The organism is Flavihumibacter stibioxidans, from assembly GCF_014332695.1.
Classification (GTDB): Bacteria; Bacteroidota; Bacteroidia; order Chitinophagales; family Chitinophagaceae; genus Flavihumibacter; species Flavihumibacter stibioxidans.
The window spans coordinates 1,261,314-1,282,855 of record NZ_MBUA01000001.1 but is presented as its reverse complement, the minus strand read 5'-3'; the positions used below and the strand labels follow the sequence as shown (position 1 = coordinate 1,282,855).

General features: G+C 45.6%; 20 protein-coding genes. 14 read left to right on the top strand and 6 right to left on the bottom strand.

Annotation, left to right across the window (positions count from 1 at the left end; genetic code table 11):
* On the top strand, window positions 1-1,536 hold the full coding sequence (locus BC349_RS05370; RefSeq protein WP_187255688.1) for a RagB/SusD family nutrient uptake outer membrane protein: 1,536 nt from the start codon (window positions 1-3) through the stop codon (window positions 1,534-1,536).
* 228 nt (window positions 1,537-1,764) lie between these two features.
* On the opposite strand, the gene BC349_RS05365 is transcribed toward BC349_RS05370, so the two are convergent.
* The 3 genes from BC349_RS05365 to BC349_RS05355 are packed head-to-tail and all read right to left on the bottom strand — an operon-like array spanning window position 1,765 to window position 4,962.
* Entirely contained in the window at window positions 1,765-3,147 is a 1,383-nt protein-coding gene (locus BC349_RS05365) for a hypothetical protein (protein WP_187255687.1), read from the bottom strand.
* A 1-nt stretch (window position 3,148) separates the two neighbouring features.
* On the bottom strand, window positions 3,149-3,889 hold the full coding sequence (locus BC349_RS05360; RefSeq protein WP_187255686.1) for a fibrobacter succinogenes major paralogous domain-containing protein: 741 nt from the start codon (window positions 3,887-3,889) through the stop codon (window positions 3,149-3,151).
* 5 nt (window positions 3,890-3,894) lie between these two features.
* A complete protein-coding gene (locus BC349_RS05355; RefSeq protein WP_187255685.1) occupies window positions 3,895-4,962 on the bottom strand; it encodes an NHL domain-containing protein in 1,068 nt (355 codons plus the stop codon).
* Between the two features lie 184 nt (window positions 4,963-5,146).
* Here BC349_RS05355 and BC349_RS05350 point away from each other — a divergent pair, with 184 nt between their 5' ends.
* From BC349_RS05350 to BC349_RS05310, 9 genes are all read left to right on the top strand, one after another.
* Window positions 5,147-7,363 carry a coiled-coil domain-containing protein gene (locus BC349_RS05350; RefSeq protein WP_187255684.1) on the top strand — a complete coding sequence of 739 codons (2,217 nt, stop codon included), beginning with the start codon at window positions 5,147-5,149 and terminating at the stop codon, window positions 7,361-7,363.
* 33 nt (window positions 7,364-7,396) lie between these two features.
* Entirely contained in the window at window positions 7,397-9,352 is a 1,956-nt protein-coding gene (locus tag BC349_RS05345) for a tetratricopeptide repeat-containing sensor histidine kinase (RefSeq protein ID WP_187255683.1), read from the top strand.
* A gap of 1 nt (window position 9,353) precedes the next feature.
* Entirely contained in the window at window positions 9,354-9,983 is a 630-nt protein-coding gene (locus tag BC349_RS05340; protein ID WP_187255682.1) for a response regulator, read from the top strand.
* Window positions 9,984-10,127: 144 nt separating this feature from the next.
* A complete protein-coding gene (locus BC349_RS05335; RefSeq protein ID WP_222840080.1) occupies window positions 10,128-10,583 on the top strand; it encodes a (2Fe-2S)-binding protein in 456 nt (151 codons plus the stop codon).
* A gap of 20 nt (window positions 10,584-10,603) precedes the next feature.
* A complete protein-coding gene (locus tag BC349_RS05330; RefSeq protein ID WP_187255681.1) occupies window positions 10,604-12,853 on the top strand; it encodes a xanthine dehydrogenase family protein molybdopterin-binding subunit in 2,250 nt (749 codons plus the stop codon).
* A gap of 115 nt (window positions 12,854-12,968) precedes the next feature.
* Window positions 12,969-13,931 (top strand): iron-sulfur cluster repair di-iron protein, encoded by a 963-nt coding sequence (gene ric / locus BC349_RS05325; protein ID WP_187255680.1) that lies wholly within the window; start codon window positions 12,969-12,971, stop codon window positions 13,929-13,931.
* A gap of 67 nt (window positions 13,932-13,998) precedes the next feature.
* Window positions 13,999-14,430, top strand: coding sequence for an RrF2 family transcriptional regulator (locus tag BC349_RS05320; RefSeq protein WP_187255679.1), 432 nt, complete (start codon window positions 13,999-14,001; stop codon window positions 14,428-14,430).
* A 121-nt stretch (window positions 14,431-14,551) separates the two neighbouring features.
* Complete coding sequence (locus tag BC349_RS05315; protein ID WP_187255678.1) at window positions 14,552-15,040, top strand: hypothetical protein; 489 nt, start codon at window positions 14,552-14,554, stop codon at window positions 15,038-15,040.
* Between the two features lie 9 nt (window positions 15,041-15,049).
* Window positions 15,050-15,412, top strand: a complete 363-nt coding sequence (locus BC349_RS05310; protein WP_187255677.1) for an iron chaperone — start codon at window positions 15,050-15,052, stop codon at window positions 15,410-15,412.
* 5 nt (window positions 15,413-15,417) lie between these two features.
* On the opposite strand, the gene BC349_RS05305 is transcribed toward BC349_RS05310, so the two are convergent.
* Complete coding sequence (locus BC349_RS05305) at window positions 15,418-15,654, bottom strand: hypothetical protein (protein ID WP_187255676.1); 237 nt, start codon at window positions 15,652-15,654, stop codon at window positions 15,418-15,420.
* Between the two features lie 82 nt (window positions 15,655-15,736).
* Between BC349_RS05305 and BC349_RS05300 the strand changes: the two genes are divergently transcribed.
* Window positions 15,737-16,507 (top strand): SDR family oxidoreductase, encoded by a 771-nt coding sequence (locus tag BC349_RS05300; RefSeq protein WP_222840079.1) that lies wholly within the window; start codon window positions 15,737-15,739, stop codon window positions 16,505-16,507.
* A gap of 12 nt (window positions 16,508-16,519) precedes the next feature.
* Here BC349_RS05300 and BC349_RS05295 read toward each other — a convergent pair whose 3' ends face one another.
* Entirely contained in the window at window positions 16,520-18,235 is a 1,716-nt protein-coding gene (locus BC349_RS05295; RefSeq protein WP_187255675.1) for a hypothetical protein, read from the bottom strand.
* A 198-nt stretch (window positions 18,236-18,433) separates the two neighbouring features.
* Here BC349_RS05295 and BC349_RS05290 point away from each other — a divergent pair, with 198 nt between their 5' ends.
* The 3 genes from BC349_RS05290 to BC349_RS05280 are packed head-to-tail and all read left to right on the top strand — an operon-like array spanning window position 18,434 to window position 20,444.
* The gene (locus BC349_RS05290) at window positions 18,434-18,637 is read left to right on the top strand and encodes a hypothetical protein (protein ID WP_187255674.1); all 204 of its coding nucleotides are present in this window, start codon (window positions 18,434-18,436) and stop codon (window positions 18,635-18,637) included.
* Window positions 18,634-19,578 carry an SPFH domain-containing protein gene (locus BC349_RS05285; RefSeq protein WP_187255673.1) on the top strand — a complete coding sequence of 315 codons (945 nt, stop codon included), beginning with the start codon at window positions 18,634-18,636 and terminating at the stop codon, window positions 19,576-19,578. Before BC349_RS05290 ends, BC349_RS05285 begins: the two co-directional genes overlap by 4 nt.
* 23 nt (window positions 19,579-19,601) lie before the next feature.
* Entirely contained in the window at window positions 19,602-20,444 is an 843-nt protein-coding gene (locus BC349_RS05280) for an endonuclease/exonuclease/phosphatase family protein (protein ID WP_187255672.1), read from the top strand.
* A 4-nt stretch (window positions 20,445-20,448) separates the two neighbouring features.
* On the opposite strand, the gene BC349_RS05275 is transcribed toward BC349_RS05280, so the two are convergent.
* Window positions 20,449-21,540 (bottom strand): AraC family transcriptional regulator, encoded by a 1,092-nt coding sequence (locus BC349_RS05275; protein ID WP_187255671.1) that lies wholly within the window; start codon window positions 21,538-21,540, stop codon window positions 20,449-20,451.
* Window positions 21,541-21,542: the final 2 nt, after the last annotated feature.

Genomic DNA, 21,542 nt, shown 5'->3' with positions numbered 1-21,542 from the left:
ATGAAAAACATATTTATTATAGGGTTCCTATTTGTCTTATCAGGTTGTTCAAAAACTTATCTGGACCGAAACTCACTTACCCAGTTGGGAGAAGCCAGCTTCTGGAAAACTGAACAGGATGCAATTTTAGGTATTAATGGCATCTATGATGCATTGCAGGACCGGATTATGTATAGTGGCAGTTTAAATGGAACTGCCGGCATGCCCATGTATGATAATTTTGGCGACAATGCTTATAACGCTTATAAATTTGAGGGGCCCGGTAATTTCATGATCGCTAATATTGATCCATCCGGTGCTTTCTTCAGTGATTTGTGGACATCCCTTTACAAGGGTGTCGGCAGGGCCAATTTAGCCATTGAAAGTATTCAGAAAATGCCGGCATCTGCTATTTCCGATGCAAGCAAACAGGCATTATTGGGTCAGGCACTTTTCCTGAGGTCTTTGTTTTACATGCATCTGGCCGTATATTATGGAGATGTACCGCTCATTCTGAATGTTCAGAAACTGGAAGAGTCCTATGTTTCAAAGAATACTTACAAGGAAGTTTCGGACCAGGTCATCAAAGACCTGAAATCTTCCGCGGACATGCTTCCGGCCTCTTATCCTGCTGCACAATATGGATATGCAACAAAGGGTGCGGCTTTGGGTTTGCTGTCAAGGTTTTTATTATATAATAAAGATTACCAGGGCGTCCTGGATGCTACAAACGCCATCCTCACCCTTGGTTATACGCTTAACCCCAGCTATACACAACTGTTTACTGAGCAGGGTGAATTTTCAAAAGAGATTCTTTTTTCTGTGCGGTTTTCCCAGGATGTTTCCAATAATTCAGAAACATTTTCTTCCACATACCTGGCGCAGCCCAAAGTGGACCAGCAGCCCATGCCAAATATGGTCAATGATTATTATTGTACTGATGGACGACCCATTACTTCTTCTCCTTTGTATAACGCCAACACTCCGAAAGAAAACAGGGATCCCCGTTTAACTGCTTCTGTTTATTTCAGGAATGATATCTTCCTCACCGACATAAACAGGGTTTTTACAGGTAATACTGCCACCAAATTCGGACTTAAAAAATACATCAGGTCAAGTGCTTCAACTACAGGTATTTCTGTGTTTAACCCGGGTGGTCAGGACTTTATTGTAATACGTTACGCGGATGTTTTATTAATGCGTGCTGAAGCGCTGCTTGAGCTGAATCAATTAGACGAGGTTTATCCTTTGGTAAACCAGGTAAGGGCCAGGGTAAATATGCCGGCTATTGAGACGGTGGAAGGAACCGGGTTGAGCCAGGACGCTTTGAGAGAAATTGTAAGGCATGAAAGAAGGGTAGAGTTAGCTTTTGAGGGATTACGCTTTTTTGATTTGAAGCGATGGGGTGCAATGGAGGGGGCATTTCAGCGGGTTACGGCGGATAAAATTGCCGGTTATGGCGCATTTTACCAGGGTGAAAAATCCCAGATCTTCCCCATTCCGCAGAATGAGTTGAATGCCAATGCAAATCTGCTCCAAAATCCTGTTTGGCAATAATCTGACCAGGTTAAGGTGTTTTTTTCATAACGCTCCCGCCTAACATACAGAACTGGTTTATCAAACCAGTTCTGTATGTTAGGCGGGACTATTTAATGCTCCTGCGCTAATGCCAGGGTAAGATAGGAAAGTACCTGGTTTTGCGGGTGGTTAAAACAAAACCATCGCCAGCAGATTGTCATGGCAAAACAAAGGGGACCAGCCATAGGGCGCCATCCCTTTTCGATCTTATTTTATTTTGACCAGGTGGTAATACTGCCCGGCTCCATTATTGAGTTGTAATATCCTTCCCCCCCGAATTGCCTTGAAAGAGGCATCAAACCTATCCGTTTTGCCCTCATATCGGTTGGTGGCGGTAATGTTCCAGTTGCTTACTGAAAAATTTCCTTTGTACTCCTGCTGGAAAGTGTTCATATTACCAACTGCACCCGTTGCTCCATTGTGGATGCTGGAGTAGCTGCCGTTGCCGTTAAAATGAAAGGTGGAACTGGTGGCCGCCAGGGTCATGCCGGCATAGGATTCATAGCCGGCCGGACTTATATAATACCACTGTGCGGTGGAATTATTCCCATTCTGCCAGGTACCTGTTATGTCCTTGCCAGCTACTGCAAACTTGTTGTAGCGATTCATGGCGGTAAGATCTGATGCGAAACGATCGCTGCCTTTGGGAAACTGCCGCCGCATGGTTGCCTCATCCGGCGTACTGGCAATGGTTAGGTAGGCAGTATTGGGCGCAATTTCCAGTGTCATGGCTATAAAACAATTTTCACCGGTTTGCCGGTTTACGGCACGCCCTTCCACATAAGCGGGTTTGAAGGAGGACACAAATTCCCCGTTATCCTGGTATTGCCTGCTGATAATCGTAAAATATTTACTTACATACTGATCCCAGTAATAATCTCTTGCCATTATACCCGTACCGGTAAACTGGTCGGCGTTATAAGGCAGGGCATAGAGCAAATACACATTTGTTTTCCCTTTTGTTACCATTACCCAATCTTCCTGAACTGTACTTGTCCAGCCATCATCAAAATTACTGGTGGTAAAGGTGAAACCGGAGGATATTGCCGGGGGGGTGGGGGCGATCTTTACCAAGTCATCAGCGGTTTGATCCGATACCTTTCTGAATTCTATCGATTGACTGAATGCGTCCAGTTCCTGCTGGTAGGCAGTTGTATTGGTAAGTACCACCATGCTTAATTTGATGGCTTTATGACTACCTGTAATCAGCACGGCAGCTGAGTTCCGGTTGTTGAAGGTAAATGCCACCGTTCCTGATTTTACTTTCCAGCCATCGGGCATCTCGTTCTCCGCTGTTTCGATAGGTGTATTGGTTTTGTAGGGGACGGAAACGAGGGAACTCCATTCCGCCTCAAAATCCGCCTGCAAATTGCCGCTGCCCGGAATGCTCTTATAAACAATTATTTTGGCATAGTCGCCGTTGCGTTCGTCAATAATGGTATGGCTGACAGATCCATTGCCTGTTTCCCTTTTCCAGGAACCCGGAATCATATAGTTTACCAGGTCAAAACTTGCATTAGTCTGGCCGCTAGATGGCTTGCTGAGGACCAGCAGCGTTATCATGAACGGGGTGAGTAGAGAATATCTCATATCAGTTCTTTTTATCTGCAACTTTATTGTCTTTTATACACCTGCAGGAATAACCATTGTTTGCAAGTGTATAAATTCTTCCTACCGCGTTGGTATTATAGTGGGTGTGATGATTCCACAGATACAGCAATCCATAGCGGTCATCGTAAACAGTTGAAGACCAGAAATTCCCATATTGTCCCAGGTTCGTAAACTCGCCGTTGTCTGATCTGGAACCTGCCGGCATAAAGGCCAGGCCGGTTGAATTATTACCTGAAAAGCCTGATGCCTGCCAGCCCCCGGTTGATTTTAGTTTGTCTGCAATATTCCCTCTTTCACCGGTGCGTTCCAACTCCGCTGCCGGAATTCCCAGGTGCCGCTCCAATTCATTCCAGTCTTTATCCGAAGGAATCTTCCAGCCTTTCGGACAAAGCTTTCCACTTGCGGCAGCATAACCATTGTAGAGTTTTCCATAGAGGAGTTCATTCTCTTTCCTGTTGTCATAGATGGCATAAGCCCCCTTTTTGGTTTGCTTCCATTCATTATCATCCAATCTGCTGGCGATGGCGGTGGTGTCGCTGTATTGCGTGGTTCGCAGGTTTTGCTGCAGCCAGTATTGCTTCCCGATTTTTATAACGGTATATTTATTACTGTCGAGATCATAAACCGGCTCCAGGTTTCTGTCCGGTGCATTGGGTATTGTCTGCCCGCCAGCGGTATAATGCAGCGTAGCGGTGATGATGATCAGGATTGCGGTACGCATATTGATTATTTTTTGGTTTTCGCAATGGTACTTACGATTCCGGACGGGGTAAGTTTTCTTATGGCATAATTCCCGCCATCAAGAATGTAAATATTATCCTTGCTGTCGATCGCTATTCTAACCCGTGACGGAAAATCAAAAAGGGCATCCAGGGCATTACCATCTTTATATCCCTCTCTGGACCTCCCCCCCATATTAGATCCACAGGGTTGAATCTGGCTGGCACCGGCAATTGTTGTGACTTTATTATTGGCTACTTTGATTATCCGGTTCATGCGGTGATCCGCAAAAAACAATTCTCCTTTTTTATTAAAGACTATCGGTCCGGGTTGAACGAGTTCCGCCTTGCTGACATCTCCCTGGGAATATACAGGGCAAAAATCTCTTTTACCACATTGCCCGGCCACGACAACGACTTCACCTTCCGCAGTTATTTTTTTGATACACCTTTCTTTAACATTGCTTACGTACAGGTTCCCGACTGAATCTACTCCAATACCGTCCACCTGGTTTAGTTTTATCTTATCGCCATTTTTGTCATTGAAAGTGATAAGCTCACCTTCCGGGGTGAGTTTATGAAAGGAAGAGGTAGCAAGTTGGTTGATTCTTTCCTCTCCGTTCAGGCTTGCAGAAAAATAGATATTGTTTTTATTGTCAATGGCCATGAATTCGATTTGTCCCAATTCAATCGGTTTTTTGGCGGGTTCTGCCCAGGCATTGGAATATCTTTCTTCTGCGGCATGAATGGTGAATTTTCCTTCCGGTGTCAACTTCCAGATACTGTTCATATAGGGTTTAGTCATGTAGATATTGTCCTCGCTGTCTGCTACCATGATTTCACAGTCCGGGCTTACCGCCCCTCTGAACCCACTGGCAATATTTTCCGATACATACGAGGAAACCCCATCTGGCGTTATTTTCATCAGCATTCTCTCAAACTCTATATACAGGTTGTCTTTTGAATCAATTGCAATGGCTCTGGGATTCCATGGAAGTTCAATTGGTTTTGTTTGGGCAAAACTGCAATGCAGGGAAAGGGTAATGCTGAAAAAAACTAATGCAATCTTTTTCATTCTCGGTTTTTTATACTGACAAACTTCCATTATCTGTTGCATGCAGGCAATCCCGTAAAAAGGGGGTCTCCAATAAATTTTCGGAAAATTGAAATACCATCCCCTTTTTAGGGGATAGGAGCCCCGCATATTATAAATATTTTTGGTTCAGGGAAAGAGAAACCCTTAACTGAAACTTATTTATATGCGTACACTTATATGCATGTTAGCAGCCTTTTTTTGCCTGGGAACTGTTTATGCCCAGGTAAAGATCACTGTTAATCAACAGGCTGAGTTACAGCAAAGCATCAATGATTTAAAAAAAGAAATCAGGGATTTGGAGAATGATATAAAGGAAACAGAGAAGACAGATCCGGCAGAAGCGGCTTCCCTCAAAAAGCAACTCTCTGCTTTGAAGAATATGCTGGCAATGATTGACAATATAGGGAAACCGTCTGCACAATCCTCAAAAACACCGGTTACAAAGCTGCCGGCAGTTAAAGCCACTCCATCTCCGATAGTGCCTGTAATTGTTAAACAAACTGTTGTCATACCAACAGAGGCACAGGCAAAAGATAAGTTGCTTTGGTACACCGGAAAGAAAATAAATGACTCAACTCTTGTTACGGTTAAAGGACTGCTGGTTCAATATAACAAGAACAATAAGAATAGCAGCCTGGTTAAAATTCAGCCGCCTAAAAAGTCGGATCCTTTCGACAGAATTGCGCTGGAGTTAACAAAGCTGGAGCAAAGAAAGGAGGAACTGGCGGAAAAGTTTGATAAAATGAAGAACGGGTTTATGTTTTACCCTGATCTGAAAATAGCACTCGCCTTGTATGATGACCTGAACCAGCGACTTTCAGAGGTAGTTAAAAATACTATCGATTTGCCCGGGATGTTAATGCCGGTGGAAGAATCCGGGAATAGTTCTTCCCGCACCGGCGCCAGGGGCCCCTTCCTTGATTATTTTGACACCGACGCCGTACAGTCTCAAAATGAAATCTACCTGAAAGGGATGAACGAAACCATTGAGCAGCAATTGGCGTTGGCAAAGAAATTATATAATGAACTGCCTCCCATAAGTGATTTCCCGGCCCCTCCTGCACATGAGTTGGGTATGTGCGCAAATTGTGACCCTGAGTTAATAAAAAAACAGAAAAAACAGGATAGTATTTGGTTTGTAAATTATTGGGGAAAAGAGGAGCGGATATTACAGATAGTGCTGGGTGTTGAAAGGCAGAGGGCGCTCCTGGGAATATCCGAAAGTGATTTTAGTTCGGCTTCCCAGGTTTTAAAAAGAGGCGTAGAAAAAAGCCGGATACTGTTTGAAAAATACGGTACTGACCTCACGCGATCACAGGTGGTTATGCAGGTGGTCCTTGGGGTCGAAAGACAAAGGCAACTGCTTGGTTTTAATGATACCGATAATTTTAACGGAATGCTGTTGGTCATTAAAGGTATGGATGTATATGAAAAATATCTGTATGAACAGATGGAGGCAAAAAATCACGATTTCGTTTTGAATCTCGGATCTCACCTGGGTTTTCTGCGGCAGAAGGCATTGTTGGGGGCATCAGAAGAGAGGGATATGGATTTTGCCAGTTTAACGAAGCGGATTACGGACTATAACCGGTTTGAACTGATCATGGAGGTTGATTTTATTATGGAGGAACGTGATGGAAACAATGAACTGACATTTAAAGCGACCGGGGCGATGGCTACAAAAGGGAAAGTATATGGAAAATTTGTTCCCGTTGATTGCAGTTACAAAATGATCCCCTTTAATGTGGATTTGTCCGATACCAAACTGCAAGATGTTTACATCCCGTTCAGCGTTAAATCCGGGGTTAAAACTTTGATTGACGAAAACGGCAAGCTGGTCAATTATAACTATTCCGGTCCAGAATCTTTCTCCCTGGATTTCCCTGAATTCAAATTTGATTTCTGCTATAACAATAAACCGGATACGGCATGGTTGCTCACATTTATGGGGGACAGTGATCCTGGCGATATATCCGAAGGTATGAAGTATGATGTGTACAAAAACTATAAGAGCGATTTCCTGACTTTCGCAAATTTGGTTTTTGTAAGCAGGGATTTACAACCAAATGCAGAGGAGTTTACAGACCTTGGCCAGGATGTTTTCAAAACCATCGGTGGGTTTCAGCAAACCAATACCGGCAGTTCGATGGTTGAGAAACTAAAAAACCAGTATGAGGGTAAAATGAAAATGGATGAACATCGAAAGGGAATTCAGAACCTGGTGAATGATAAAAAATCCATGATATTGTTTACCGCCAATAACCGGTCCACTGTTGTTGCAGATCAGTTTACTGATACAAAGAGAAAACTGGAGGAGGAGGGGCTGGACCTAACCAGGGGGCTCATTCACCTTAGGTTGTTACATAGTCCTGTTCAATAGAATGTGATTGAAATATTGCCTTAAATTTAGAGAATGATGATTTATTGGCGGATTATATCGTTGGTAGCAGTAATATTTTTCTGCAGCAATTCCATTCGTGCACAGCAGGCCCTGGTGGATAGTGTCGGGAAAAGGCTTCAGCAGAATCTACCCGATTCTGCAAGGGCAAAGGATATGATTTACCATGCGATGTACATGGAGCCGGTGAATATGGAAAAGGCACACCAGCTTTACCGCTCTGCTGTTGAATTCTCAATATCCAAAAGGCTTTGGTATTATGCTGGTGTTGCCCTGCGGTATGAAGCAATACCTTTTTATATTCAGGGAAAAAGGCAACAGGAACTGGATAATTTACTGAAAGCGGAAAAACTTTTTTTGAAGTCCGGTCATCATAATGCAAAAAGCGAATTAGCTGCCACCTATGGGAATTTCTCCGATTATTACCGGGCTATTGAAAAATTTGATTCTGCTGTTTATTACAGCCTCTCCGCTATTCGCATCCAGGAGGAAATCAAGCTTAATAATAAACTGCTGATATACTATGTCAACATCGCAATGATTTACCAGCAGTTAAAATTAAAAGATAAACAGAAGGAATACGTGGATAAGGCTCTGAAGCTTGCGAGGCAGTTAAATGCAGCGCCCGGACTCTTCCTTGCCTGCATGCAGGCTACCCATTACTATACAGAAACCGGTGAGTACCTGAAAGCAAAAAATTATATTGACTCTGCCAGAATTTATTTTAATGATAATATGGATTTCAGCAGGAAACAGAGTTATTACCTTCTTGCTGCGGTTAGTTTTCAGAATCTGAATGCATATGACAGCGCAGCCTATTTTTATCAGCAGGCGCATGACCTGGCCAAAAAACACAATTCACGGTGGAATATGATAGATCCGCTGTTGCAGATGGGTAATATCAAAACAAAACAAACTGATTATGTAAATGCCGAAAAGTACCTGAAACAGGGAATTGAATATGCAGAAAAAGATTCTGCCAAAACCTTTCTTAAGGAGGGTTTTAAGTACCTGAGTGACTTGTATTTATCTACCGGCAGGTATGTGGAAGCTTTGGAGTCCTATAAAAAGTATACTGCCGTTAAGGATACCTTACTGAATGAGGAAAGAAGGAATTATATTCTCGATCTTGAAGAAAAGTATGAGGCTGAAAAAAAGGATGTTCAGTTACAATTGCAGCAGGCAGTCATAAAACAGCAAAGTAATCAGAATTATGCCTTGATGGCGGGAACCCTTGCATTGGGTATTATCCTGTTTTCCTCTTACCGGGTTTATGGGCAACGCCGGAAAATACAACAGCAGCGAATTCATGAGCTTGAGTCTGAGAAACAGCTTGCTGCTACCGAAGCTGTATTAAAAGGTGAGGAGCAGGAGCGTACGCGTCTTGCCAGGGACCTTCATGACGGCCTGGGTGGAATGTTGGCAGGGATAAAATATTCTTTTAATACCATGAAAGGAAATCTTGTTATGACGCCTGAGAATGCCCAGGCCTTTGAACGAAGCATGGATATGCTTGACAGTTCAATAAAAGAAATGCGCCGGGTGGCCCAGAATATGATGCCGGAAGTGTTACTCCGCTATGGGTTGGAAGCCGCTTTAAAAGATCATTTCACGGAGATAAACAAGAGTGGGATTATGAAAATTGTTCACCAAACAATCGGAGCGGAAAACCGCCAACTTGATCAAACTACCACATTTGCGCTTTACCGTATTATTCAGGAACTGATCAGTAATGCTATCAGGCATTCCGGAGCTTCAGATGTATTGGTTCAGACATTCTGGGAACCCGAAAAAATAATAGTAAATGTAGAAGATAATGGAAAAGGTTTTGATATTGCAGCACTGAAGGAGGCTGAGGGTATCGGCTGGAAGAATATTCGTTCCAGGGTTGATTTTCTGAAGGGGGCAATTGAAGTGCAATCAACTCCCGGCAGGGGAACCTTTGTTAACCTGGAATTTATAACGACCTGATATGATAAAAGTATTTATAACAGATGATCATTACATGGTGGTTGAGGGCATCCGCTCATTGCTGATGCATGATAAGGATATTGAGTTCATAGGATCTGCTTCCAATGCGGTTTCCTGTATGGCTTTTTTGAAGAACAGGCAGCCGGATGTGTTGTTGCTGGATATCAATTTGCCGGATGGTAACGGAATTGATCTTTGCAGGGAAATCAGGCAATTACACCCTTCTGTTTTCATATTAGGGTTGAGTACATTCAACCAGGCAAGTTATATCCGGGATATGATGGATAACGGTGCTTCGGGATATGTGTTGAAAAATGCCAATCAGCGCGAATTGGTGGAAGCCATTCATCTTGCTTCAATTGGTAAAACCTATATGGCTTCCGAAGCTGCAAAAACACTTCATGCGGCAGAACAACAAAAGAAAAATGACATCATTCTCGGGAGGCGAGAAAAAGAAATTCTCGAACTGATAAAAAACGGATTCACCAATACCGAAATGGCAGAGAAACTGAATATCAGTGTTAATACTGTGGATACCTACCGGAAAAGTCTTTTAGCCAAACTGAAGGCAAAAAATACAGCTGATCTTATCCGCATTGCTTTTTTACAAAAACTCATCAGTGTAGATTGATTCTTTACCTGCTGTTAGACACTTCCCCGGCACTGTACGGCCATTGTACCGGCAAATTGGTTTGTTCTATACAGATAATTGTTTGATTTGCGTAATAACTGAATCAATTAATTGTAGTTCTTTTGAATATAATTAATTCAGTCTATGGCAATCATCAACCTGAATGTAAACGGGAAAAAACATACGGTGGACGTAGATCCCAAAACCCCCATTCTGTGGGTATTACGGGATCATCTCAACCTGGTAGGTACCAAGTATGGATGTGGCGTTGCTGCATGTGGCGCCTGCACGATCCACCTCGACGGGTCGGCTATTCGATCCTGCCAGTTACCGGTATCAGCCGTTGGCAGCAAACAGATTACTACTATTGAGGGCCTGTCGGAAAATGGCGACCACCCGGTTCAGAAGGCCTGGCTGGAACATGATGTGAGCCAGTGTGGTTACTGCCAGGCCGGACAGATGATGAACGCTGCCGCCTTGTTGAAAAGGAATCCCAATCCAACCGATGCAGATATCGATGCTGCCATGAACGGCAATATCTGCCGCTGCGGCACCTACCTCCGGATTAAAGCGGCCATCAAAACAGCTGCAAAATTGTAATCACCTTAACCTTCCCTGTCATGACAGTAGTTAAAACATCCATCAATAGAAGAAAATTCCTGAAGGTTTCCTCCATGGCCGGTGGCGGTCTCTTGCTAAGCTTCAGCTGGCTGGCCGGATGGGCGCAGGAGCAGGCTGAGAATTTACCCCTGCCTAAAGAATGGTTTGAACTGAACAGCTATATCAAAATCGGTGCAGATGGCTCCATAACCCTGATGTCACCCAATCCGGAGTTCGGTTCCAATGTGAAAACATCTATGCCGATGATCCTGGCCGAAGAGCTGGACATCAACTGGAAGGACGTTACAGTGGAGCAGGCTGATTTTTATCCCGAACGCTTCGAACGCCAGTTCACCGGTGGCAGTCAGGCCATCCGCCAGGGATGGAAACACCTGCGTACCGCCGGCGCTACTGCAAGACGCCTGCTGATCAACGCAGCCGCCAAAACCTGGAATGTACCCGAAGCTGAGATTACCACCGAAGCCGGTAGCCTGATTCATCAATCCAGTGGCAAAAAAGCAGGCTACGGCGAAATGGCTTCCCTGGCTGCCACCCTGCCCGTGCCCAAGGAAGTGCTACTTAAAAATACCGGCAACTTCAAAATCATTGGCAGCTCCATTAAAAACGTGGAAGGAAAAAACATCGTCACCGGCAAGCCGCTCTTTGGCGTTGATATTCGGGAGGAAGGCATGCTCGTGGCCATGATCACCCATCCCCCCGCCTTTGGCCTGAAAGTGAAATCCGTCAACGATGCTGCCGCGAAATCCATGCCCGGTATCAAAGATGTATTCACCATCAAAACCCTGGCAGATGATTATGAAAGGAATGGTTTTGACACCACCTCCTTCACAGAACTGGTAGTGGTGGTAGGAAAGACCACCTGGGAAGTGATGAACGCCAAAAAAGCCCTTAAAATCGAATGGGAAAAAATTTCCGACTCCAATATCGTTGTAGCAGGATGGGGAGGGAAGCAAACCGTGAAAATACCGGCCGGACTCGAAAGTACGACCGGGCACCTGGCTCAAATGGCCGAGTTTTCCAAAAAACCGGGTAGAATTCTCCGTAAGGATGGTGATCCCGAAGGTGCATTCAGTAAAGCGGCCAAAATTCTCGAGCGTACCTATACCGCTCCCTTCCTGGCCCATAATTGCATGGAACCGGTTAACTGTTATGCACATGTAACAGCCGATGCCGCTGTAATCAACGGACCTATCCAGGCGCCCGAATTCATCCGCAACACATTGTCTGCCCGCCTCGGAATGGCAAAGGAAAAAATACATATCAAACTGGCCAGAATGGGTGGGGGCTTCGGACAGAGAGCCTATGGACACCATATGGTGGAAGCTGCAATCATTTCCCAGAAGATACAGGCCCCGGTGAAATTAATGTACACCAGGGAAGATGACATGACCTACGGTATTTATCGTCCAACCTATACCGCCACTTACCGGGCAGCACTGGATGCAAACAATAACCTGCTGGCTTTGCATGTGAAAGCCGGAGGTATCCCCGAAACACCCATCCATGCCGATCGCTTTCCGGCCGGTGCCATTGACAATTACCTGGCAGAGGGCTGGCAGATCGAGTCCAATATTACCATCGGTGCCTTCCGGGCACCCCGGTCCAATTTCATCGCCAGTGCCGAACAATCCTTTCTTGATGAACTGGCAGAAACCATGGGTAAGGATCCGCTCGATTTCAGGCTGGAACTGATGGAACGGGCCCGCACCAATCCCGTGGGTAAAAACAATGACTACGACGCCGAGCGTTATGCAGGTGTACTGAAACTGGTGAAAGAAAAATCGAAATGGAATGAAGCCAAACCAGGAGTGCACCGTGGGGTTTCGGCCTATTTCTGCCATAACTCCTATGTGGCGGAAGTGGTGGAACTGGAGATCCGCAATAAAAAGCCCATCGTTCATAATGTAGTGGCAGCAGTGGATTGCGGTATCGTGATCAATCCCGATGCCGCTATCAATATGGGAGAGGGAGGAATTGTGGACGGTATCGGAAATGCCCTCTATGGAGAACTGACTTTCAAAGAAGGCGTTCCGCAGAAAAACAATTTCAATACCTACCGCATGATCCGGCATGGCGAAGCGCCAAAGTCCATCGACATACATTTTGTGGATAATAAAAAAGATCCGACAGGCTTGGGCGAACCACTGTTCCCGCCCGTATTTGCTGCAGTCGCCAATGCCTTGTATAAAGCTACCGGCAAACGCTTCTATACACAGCCCTTTATGAAGGAATTGGAAAAATTGTCTTAAAGGAATTATCCCTACTGTCAGGGGCAGGTAAAATATCCCCAATAAAAGTATTTAATTACTTTTATTGGGGAATAGCTTTTACCTTTGTTGTATCGTATCATTTAAAAATCTGTATATGCTTACAACAGCCGCCGACAATTTCCTCAACGTAACCTTACTGGAACCCCGGCAAAAGCATCCGACCATCTTCCTGCGGTTTGATGCACTGGGAGAAGGGGAAAGCCTGACCATCCATAACGACCATGATCCCAAACCCCTGTACTACCAGTTGCTGGGTGAACGCGGTGATATTTTTACCTGGGAATACCTGGAGCAGGGACCTGAATGGTGGAAGGTCAGGATCTCCAAAAAAATCAGTGGACAACAGGACGAAACGCTTGGACAAATTGTTGCCCGGGATTTGCGGAAAGCACAGGTGTTTAAAAAACACGGAATAGATTTCTGCTGTGGTGGCAGGAAGACGGTTAAGGAGGCCTGTGCAGAAAAGGGGCTGGACATAACTAAAATAGAGCAGGAACTGCGGCAGGCAGATCAATTGCAGGCATCCCGCCCACTGCCATACGATGACTGGAACATCGACTTCCTGGCAGATTATATTACGAATACACATCATAGTTATGTGCGGAAGAACCTGCCTGATATTCGGGCTTACGCATCGAAAGTAAAACGCGTGCATGGCAATCGCCACCCTGAATTGCTGAAGGTTCATCAGTTGGTGGAGGAGATATTTACCGAGTTGAGCGCCCACCTGGTGAAAGAAGAAACTGTATTATTCCCCTATATCAAACAACTGGTAGCCGCTAACAATTACACCAGTGCCCTGCAGCCACCACATTTTGGAACGGTGCAGAACCCCATCCATGTAATGGAAGATGAGCATGAACTGGTTGGTAAGAACCTGGCCGCGATCAGGGAACTCACCCACGATTATCAACTTCCCGATGACGCCTGTGCCAGCTACAGTCTGCTGTACAGAATGCTGGCGGAATTTGAAGAGGATATTCACCTGCATGTTCACCTGGAGAACAATATCCTCTTCCCCAAAGCCCAGCAAATGGAGCAGGAATTGTTTTCCTGAATCTTTTCAGGGATATTTGGATGATTGGATCACGTTGGATGGGCGTGAATTTTTAAACGGACATTAAATGCTTAGTCTAACCTGCAAAACCGGTATCAAAGCCGTTATTTACCTGGCGTCAAAATTTGACTCCGGTGAAAAGGCCGGAATTATGGAGATCGCTGAATTCATCAATGCCAGCGAACATACAGTTGGTAAATTATTGCAAACCCTGGTGAAAGCCGCAGTAATCAACAGCGTCAAAGGACCCAATGGCGGATTTTACCTCACTGCAAAACAGCGGAACCAGCCAATCATGCACGTAATTGATGCCATTGACGGAAAAGAAGTTTTTGATGAATGCGGACTTGGCCTTAGTAAATGTTCTGCCACGCATCCCTGTCCCATTCACAATGATTATAAAATTGTCAGGGATCTTTTTCAGGATATGTGCCGGCAAAAACGGATCAGTGATTTATATGAACCGGTAAATGAGGGATTGGCATACCTGATAGGGTAGGCAGCGTCTTTATTTCAAGGTTTTGACTGCTCTCATGAGCCGGATTGACTTCTGTCATACAGTGCCATTTTCATTGAGTCTAACTTTAAGGAAGCCAATTATATAACACTAAATAAAGGTTATGAAAAAGGTTTCCTTTTTGATCCTGCTGGTGATAGTTTTATGCTCCCCTGCGGAGGCACAAATTCAAAATGATCAGCAAACTGCCGTAACACCAGAACTTACCGCATCATTTAATGCAGCGATGCGTTTGTCGGTAATGATGGATACCTCACTATCCAAATCAGATTACCTGCTGAAAAGCAAGAACCAGAAGACCGCAGCCTGGGTGATGCTGGGCGGAGGCACAGCCCTCTTTATTGCGGGGGTGTTGATTGGAAATGACACGGATGAGGGGGAATGGTTTGGCGATAACCTGGAGAAAGGGATTATAGTGGCTGGGGTGGGAGCAGGACTTGCATTGGGTAGCATTCCTTTTTTCATAAGTTCAGCCATGAATAAGCGACGGGCAGCCGGACTTAGTATTATTCACCAGAAAATAATGGTGCCTGACCAAAAGTCCTTCAAAGTTGCCAGGCAACCGGCTTTATCTTTGACTGTACGCCTGTAACTAATTGTAATGTCATTGAAAAAGTTTTTTTCAGTCGGTGAATACCTGTCTTCATTAACTGACCAGCAATTGCTGGTTGCTGAACAGGTACGCCAGGCCATCAGCCAGGCAGTTCCTGAAGCTGAGGAAACCATCAGTTATAATATGCCGGCATACAAGTTCAAAGGTGTGCTGGTTTATTTTGCTGCGTGGAAGAATCATCTCGGATACTACCCCCTTCCTTCGGGTATAGAAGCGTTTCGCGACCAGTTGAAGGAATACGAGGTTTCCAAAGGAGCCATCCAGTTTCCATACAGTCATCCCTTACCTCTTCAATTGATTGCAGACATTGCCAGGTTCCGTTTGGAGGAAAATCGCAGTAAGAAAAAATAAAGCGCTTACTGTTGTCTGTTAGGGTAACTGGTATCGCTGAAAGAACTCCCATAACAGGTCATTGGCACTGATCGCTGAGGAAGCCGGATCACCCATGGCACTACCGGGCAGCCCACCTGGATGGTGCCGTTAAAACGAAATTCCTTTGCTGCAGTCCTGAAGCTGAAAATTGACGCCGGGTTTAATTTGGGTACCCTGTTTTTCCTGGTTGATAGATGGTAAATGCGCAGTCTGTACTGCATTGAACCGGAAGGCGGTTTGATCTGGTTCTGTTGAAATCGAAGCTGTATTGAATAGCGTAACTTTAAAATATAAACCACTTCAATGATGAAAAAGCTCGACAATAAAGTTGCCCTGGTAACCGGGGCCGGATCCGGCCTGGGTAAAGCCATTTCCCTTTTATTTGCGGCGGAAGGAGCCAGGCTGGTGGCTTCTGATATCAATGAAACAAGCCTTGCAGCTTTGAAGGAAGAGGTTTCCGGAAACGGTGGTACGATCACCACCGTTGTGGCCAACATGGCTAAAGCAGAAGACATAGAAAATATGATTTCACTGGCAGTGAAAGAATATGGAACCCTTGATATCGTGGTTAACAACGCCGGCATCATGGATAATTTCAGCCCGGTTGCTGAAGTGGATGACCAGGTCTGGCAGCGGTTAATGGATGTCAACCTCACCGGACCTTTCAAAGCCATGCGGGCGTCACTTAAAATCATGCTGGCAAAACAGTCGGGTGTGATAGTAAACATAGCATCCATCGGCGGCTTGCAGGGAGCAAGGGCCGGGGCTGCTTATACCGCAAGTAAACATGCACTTATCGGCCTCACAAAAAATACCGGTTATATGTATGCGAAATCCGGCATCCGATGCAATGCGATCGCACCGGGCGCCATGGAAACCAATATCGGGTCCACCATCGATTACAGTAAGGTCACCCCTTTGATCAATGAACGGATCATGACAGGATTGTCGCTTAATCCGCGTTCTTCCAATCCCTCAGAGGTTGCCAGCGTGGCATTGTTCCTGGCTTCGGATGATGCCAGTTTTATCAATGGCACAACTGTGGTGGCTGATGGTGGCTGGACTGCATTTTGATGTCCCGATGATTTATTGGTATTTTGGTTTTTCTTCTTTCCATTTAAGTGTGGTGTAGTAAGCATCAGGGTTAAGGTCAGTAACATCAAAATATAATCCCGATGCAACGCCTGTTCTTGGAATGGTAGGCATTTCATCTGCCAGTATGGACGCGCCTGTTCCGGAACCTGAAAACCGGAGGAATATTTCCTCCTCGTGAAAACCCTGAAACAGGAGCGGCTCCATCACCACCTGTGTGCTCGTCATGCCCCGGCAGGGAACAAATGTTCGGGTGGAACGGAGCACCGCAGGGGATTCAAATCTTATCTTGAGTCTGACGCCCGTAGGTGTGAATTCGATTCTTCCACCCAATCCCTGGTGCGATGAATAGGGGACACGTGCCACCTCCACATCAGTAACTGCATCCCATTTTACCGTGTAGGTTCCGCAGGCTTCCAGGCTTACCGGGTTGGAGAAGCTGCCAGAAGAAATATTGATGAGTGCTTTAGAGGATTTATTAAGGTCTGAATAGGGGATCATGTTCTGCTCTCCTTCCTTTATGTATCCATTGGCATCCCCTCGCAAACGCAGCATCAGCGTGAATTTCCTGGTTAATGCACCACCCGGAGATTCTATTTTGGCATACTCCAGGTCAACCCTCCATTCATTGAGTATTTTGGTGTCTTTCTTTGCATTGGACTGAACTTCAACAGCCCCGGAGGAAAGCGGTCCCTGCGAATAAATATCACAGACAATGAGTTTGGGAGTCCAGTATATAATATTAAGCGGAGAGCCGTTGATCTTTACATGGCGCTTACCCGCGCCCGGATCATTCCCGAAATTACCATAGATCATCAGCCTGCTTTCGTATTGCGTTCCGGGGATATTCACTTCGGTTTCGTTCACCTGCAGGTAGTCGATGTGCAGGTCTGACAGGATTGTAATATTGGCCACCAGGTAAAATTTCCCAGGCCTGGGGAATTTGATCTCAGCCATCACCGCTTCGGGGTTTTGACTCGGCACCGCCGGAGGCGCTTTATAAGCTGCTCTTGCACCATTTCCCGACAGGCTGCCGGCGCCGTTGTATTGCCATCCCTTCACCGTTTCATCCACCACTTTGAAAGGATCGGTCATGGGGCTTCCATCCGGGTTGGGCAGGAGGATGTCCTCAGGATCTACAGTACCCATTACCGTTAGTTCCAGTGATTGTCCGGGTTCCAGCCGGGCGTCCGCAGGGCTGATATAAAGTGTCGGAAAAAATCCCCAGTCACTGAAATGCGTAGTCGAAACTTCCACGGTTCTGGTGTTTTTATCCAGCCTGGGTTCATGCACTGCACGCCAGGCTCCGGTGGTATCCTGGAAACCGATAGCCAGAAATTCAGGCAGGGTATTCCGGATTTCCTCCTCCTGGTATTTGAAGGAAATGGTTATCGGCCTGCTGAAATGGATAGTATGCGGTGTGATCCTGTATGCCTTGCCCAGGCCGAATTCCAGCTCCTTGCTGATGGGCTGCACGGTAATGGTTTCTTCTTCGGTGAGTGCGCCCGCCGGTATTTTTACCGTTATCCTGCCATCGCTGCTGCTGATGCTGCCGCCGGCGGAAGTGATTTTTTTACTGACAGCTGATCCGTCAGCTGTTCCGGGCTGGGTTACCAGCGGCGGCCTCTCCGCTGGTTTGCTCACATCCGATTTGGAACAGGAATAGAATACCAGGCACAGCAGGCTGCACCCTAACAAAACTTGTTTCATAAAAAAAGGTTTAACTGCTTAAGTAAAAGCAGGGGGTGAAATTAGCCGCCCATGCATGCAGTGGCAAGCATGTAATGTATTAACTGCGGATTTTGGCGTATGAATTCAGTGTTAACCCTCACCGAAATATTTACACAGGAATGCAACCCGGCGTGAATTGTTAAAGTCTATTTAACACAACCAACCAACTGTGAGAAAATGAACAACATATTCTGGCGGGTTACCGCCTTATTTCTGCATGCGATGGGAAATATCATTGCAGGGTCCTATCTTACCTCTTTTGACATAACAGGAAGCTGGTTATATGTCAGCATTTTTGTACTGGTGATGATTCTCCTGCTGTTCCTGTTTATCACACATCTTTTTTCTTTCATCAAATACATCAAAACCAACTCCAAATGATCAGTTTTATCATGTTTCTGGGAATTTTTCTGGTTACCGGTCTCATTCTGCAGGTCTTTAGAAAAAGTAATTATTTCAGCCCTGGCGGACAGTTCAGGGTAGCTGGTCTGGGAAAGCCTTTGCTGGCCCTCATTATATCCTTATTGCTGACAGTTATTAACCCCATCGATGTGGAGCGGATTGATGCCGGGCATGTAGGCATCAAGGTGAGTAATATCGGTGACAACAGGGGTGTTGGCAAATCGGAATATGTAACCGGCTGGGTATTTTATAATTCCTGGATATCCAGGATCTATGAGTTTCCCATCCACCAGCAGCATATTGATTTTGAAGAAGCGGATATTGTAACCAAGGGTGGCTTCAGGGCTACCATTAAACCTTCCTTCAACTATTCGATTAATGCGGGCAATGTGGCAGATATGTTCCAGAATCTTCGGGTAGGCATCCGAGAGATGGAGCAGGGATGGCTGAAAAATGCCATCGTCGGTTCGGTGAATGATGTGGCTAACCGCTATACGGTGGATTCGATTTTCAATCACAGGGAAGAGTTTGAATCCGCCATTGTGGCCGAATGTAATAAAAGGGTTTCGCAGTGGTTCAATGTTTCGCAACTGAGAACCAATATCGTTCCGCCAAAAGAAATATCTGAATCCATTGTGGCTAAAACAAGGGCCATTCAGGAAGTTCAGGTGGCGGAAAATCAGCGACAGGTGGCCATCGCCGAAGCGGAAAGGAAAATCGCTGAAGCGCGGGGTGATTCAGCCCAGGCAGTTATACAGGCTGCGGGTCGCGCGGAAGCCATCAAAAAGGAACAGCTTTCCCTTACTCCCCTGTATATTGAATATATCAAGATCCAGAAATGGTCTGGCCAGGTTCCCACCACGGTTGCCGGAGGAAACAGCGGTCTTCTGATACAATTGCCGAATTCGACGCAGAAGTGAGGAATCTTTATTAATATGCGGGTATGAAATTTTTCAGAATACTCCTGGTTGCCCTGTTCGTTTCGTTTACGGGTGCCAGTTATGCACAGGAGATGATCATCGGAACATATAATATCAGGTTTGACAATAAGCGGGACAGTGGCAACCTCTGGGTGGATCGTGCACCCATTGTCACTGCCCTGCTTCGTTTTCATGATTTTGATATTTTCGGCACACAGGAGGCACTGAAAAACCAGCTGGATGATATCAGTAATGCCCTTCCAGAATACAGTCGCTATGGCCTCGGTCGGGATGATGGCAGGGAGAAGGGTGAACATGCCGCGATATTTTATAAAAAGGCAACATTCAGGCTGCTGGATAAGGGCGATTTCTGGTTGTCGCAAAGCCCGGAGAAACCTTCACTCGGCTGGGATGCAACCTGCTGTAACCGGATCTGCTCCTGGGTTTACCTGCAGGATATTAAAAACGGGAAAAAGTTTTATGTTTTCAACGCGCATTATGATCACCAGGGAGTGGAAGCGCGTAAAGAAAGCAGCAAACTCGTCCTGGCAAAAATTTCATCCATTGCCGGCAGTAGCCCGGTCATTTTTATGGGCGACCTGAATGGAGGGCATGATAGCGATTGGTACCTGGAATTAGCCAACTCAAAATTGTTGAAAGACAGCTACGCCCAGGTGAAATATCCTTATGTCAATAATTCTTCCTTCAACGGTTTCGGATCAGTGAAAACCGGAAAGGAGATCATTGATCACGTATTTGTTACGACTCATTTCAGGGTCGCCAAATGGGGTTTGTTAACTGATACCTATAATGGAAAATTCCCCTCGGATCATTTTCCGGTTTATGTGAAAGTGAAACTGAAATAAACTCCTATCTGATCCATTCTTTTGGCGTCATGCCAAAATGTTTTTTGAAAGCCGCCGAAAAATGATGGGTATGCTGGTAACCTGCAATGTGTGCGGTTTCCGGAATGGTTGTATCTGTATTACGTAATAAATCAGCGGCATATTCCATTCGCTTTTCCTGCACAAAGCCGAATGCAGTTTTGCCAAATAAAAATTTGAATCCCCTTTTTAGCTTGAACTCGTTTAAGGTGCTGATGCGCACCAGTTGGTGTAGACTGAGTTCCTCCAGGAAATGACAGTCCAGGTAAGTCTTTAAAGCATAGAGTTTATCTATGTCATCCTTGCTGATTCCCTTTACCGGTGATGGCGATTCCATGGTTTGCCTGATGGATTCCAACTGGTAATATAACAGATCCAAAACCCTGGACTCCACCAGCAGGCGACTAATACCCTGGTTGCCTGCCTGGCGGATCTGCCTGATTTTTTCCTGTATGTAAGGCCCCTGTTCCTGCTGCCCTCCCACCCAGAAGGGTTCGTAATTTTCTATTTTCCGGGCGATGGATTCACCCCACCGGCCTTCATTCATTACCAGTTCTGCCAGTTTGCCTGCAGGCATCTTGATGGTTAGGCCTGTAACTGTAGTTCCCCTGTTTAACTGGTGCTCACATCCCTCCGGCCAGTATAGCAAGCCCCCGTTCATCAAATGTTGTTTTTCAACATCCGCAAGCCCTCCAACAGTTGACCGGATAAAGCCCTTTTCTGTAATGGAAAAAAATACCTCATCCGTCAGCCCCTGGCTTTTCACCCGGATATTTTCCGTGAGACTCCATTTCCAGTCGCTCACCAGGAGCCCTGGTAAATTGGTTGCGGCAGTTTCATATTGGCCGAACAGGTCATGGCATTGTTGATTGCTCACGCCGCCTGCCTGGGTATCCATTGCAATGCTTGCCACATCATGGTATGATAATTCCTTAATTGCCATAATTCGAAATGCAAAACTACCCGGATGCTTGTTCTGGTTGGCGCCGCTCATATAGAAATGAATCCATTTGGCGTAATAATGAATCCGTTTGGCGTTGCACTTTATCCCCGGATCATGAGAATTTTGCGCCTGCATTG

Coding starts and splice junctions, on each gene's coding strand:
- BC349_RS05340 (WP_187255682.1), top strand. CDS start 9,354: ATGATAAAAGTATTTATAACAGATGATCATTACATGGTGGTTGAGGGC.
- BC349_RS05355 (WP_187255685.1), bottom strand. CDS start 4,962: ATGAAAAAGATTGCATTAGTTTTTTTCAGCATTACCCTTTCCCTGCAT.
- BC349_RS05275 (WP_187255671.1), bottom strand. CDS start 21,540: ATGCAGGCGCAAAATTCTCATGATCCGGGGATAAAGTGCAACGCCAAA.
- BC349_RS05300 (WP_222840079.1), top strand. CDS start 15,737: ATGATGAAAAAGCTCGACAATAAAGTTGCCCTGGTAACCGGGGCCGGA.
- BC349_RS05320 (WP_187255679.1), top strand. CDS start 13,999: ATGCTTAGTCTAACCTGCAAAACCGGTATCAAAGCCGTTATTTACCTG.
- BC349_RS05315 (WP_187255678.1), top strand. CDS start 14,552: ATGAAAAAGGTTTCCTTTTTGATCCTGCTGGTGATAGTTTTATGCTCC.
- BC349_RS05335 (WP_222840080.1), top strand. CDS start 10,128: ATGGCAATCATCAACCTGAATGTAAACGGGAAAAAACATACGGTGGAC.
- BC349_RS05305 (WP_187255676.1), bottom strand. CDS start 15,654: ATGCAGTACAGACTGCGCATTTACCATCTATCAACCAGGAAAAACAGG.
- BC349_RS05295 (WP_187255675.1), bottom strand. CDS start 18,235: ATGAAACAAGTTTTGTTAGGGTGCAGCCTGCTGTGCCTGGTATTCTAT.
- BC349_RS05365 (WP_187255687.1), bottom strand. CDS start 3,147: ATGAGATATTCTCTACTCACCCCGTTCATGATAACGCTGCTGGTCCTC.
- BC349_RS05370 (WP_187255688.1), top strand. CDS start 1: ATGAAAAACATATTTATTATAGGGTTCCTATTTGTCTTATCAGGTTGT.
- BC349_RS05310 (WP_187255677.1), top strand. CDS start 15,050: ATGTCATTGAAAAAGTTTTTTTCAGTCGGTGAATACCTGTCTTCATTA.
- BC349_RS05360 (WP_187255686.1), bottom strand. CDS start 3,889: ATGCGTACCGCAATCCTGATCATCATCACCGCTACGCTGCATTATACC.
- BC349_RS05290 (WP_187255674.1), top strand. CDS start 18,434: ATGAACAACATATTCTGGCGGGTTACCGCCTTATTTCTGCATGCGATG.
- BC349_RS05330 (WP_187255681.1), top strand. CDS start 10,604: ATGACAGTAGTTAAAACATCCATCAATAGAAGAAAATTCCTGAAGGTT.
- ric (WP_187255680.1), top strand. CDS start 12,969: ATGCTTACAACAGCCGCCGACAATTTCCTCAACGTAACCTTACTGGAA.
- BC349_RS05280 (WP_187255672.1), top strand. CDS start 19,602: ATGAAATTTTTCAGAATACTCCTGGTTGCCCTGTTCGTTTCGTTTACG.
- BC349_RS05345 (WP_187255683.1), top strand. CDS start 7,397: ATGATGATTTATTGGCGGATTATATCGTTGGTAGCAGTAATATTTTTC.
- BC349_RS05285 (WP_187255673.1), top strand. CDS start 18,634: ATGATCAGTTTTATCATGTTTCTGGGAATTTTTCTGGTTACCGGTCTC.
- BC349_RS05350 (WP_187255684.1), top strand. CDS start 5,147: ATGCGTACACTTATATGCATGTTAGCAGCCTTTTTTTGCCTGGGAACT.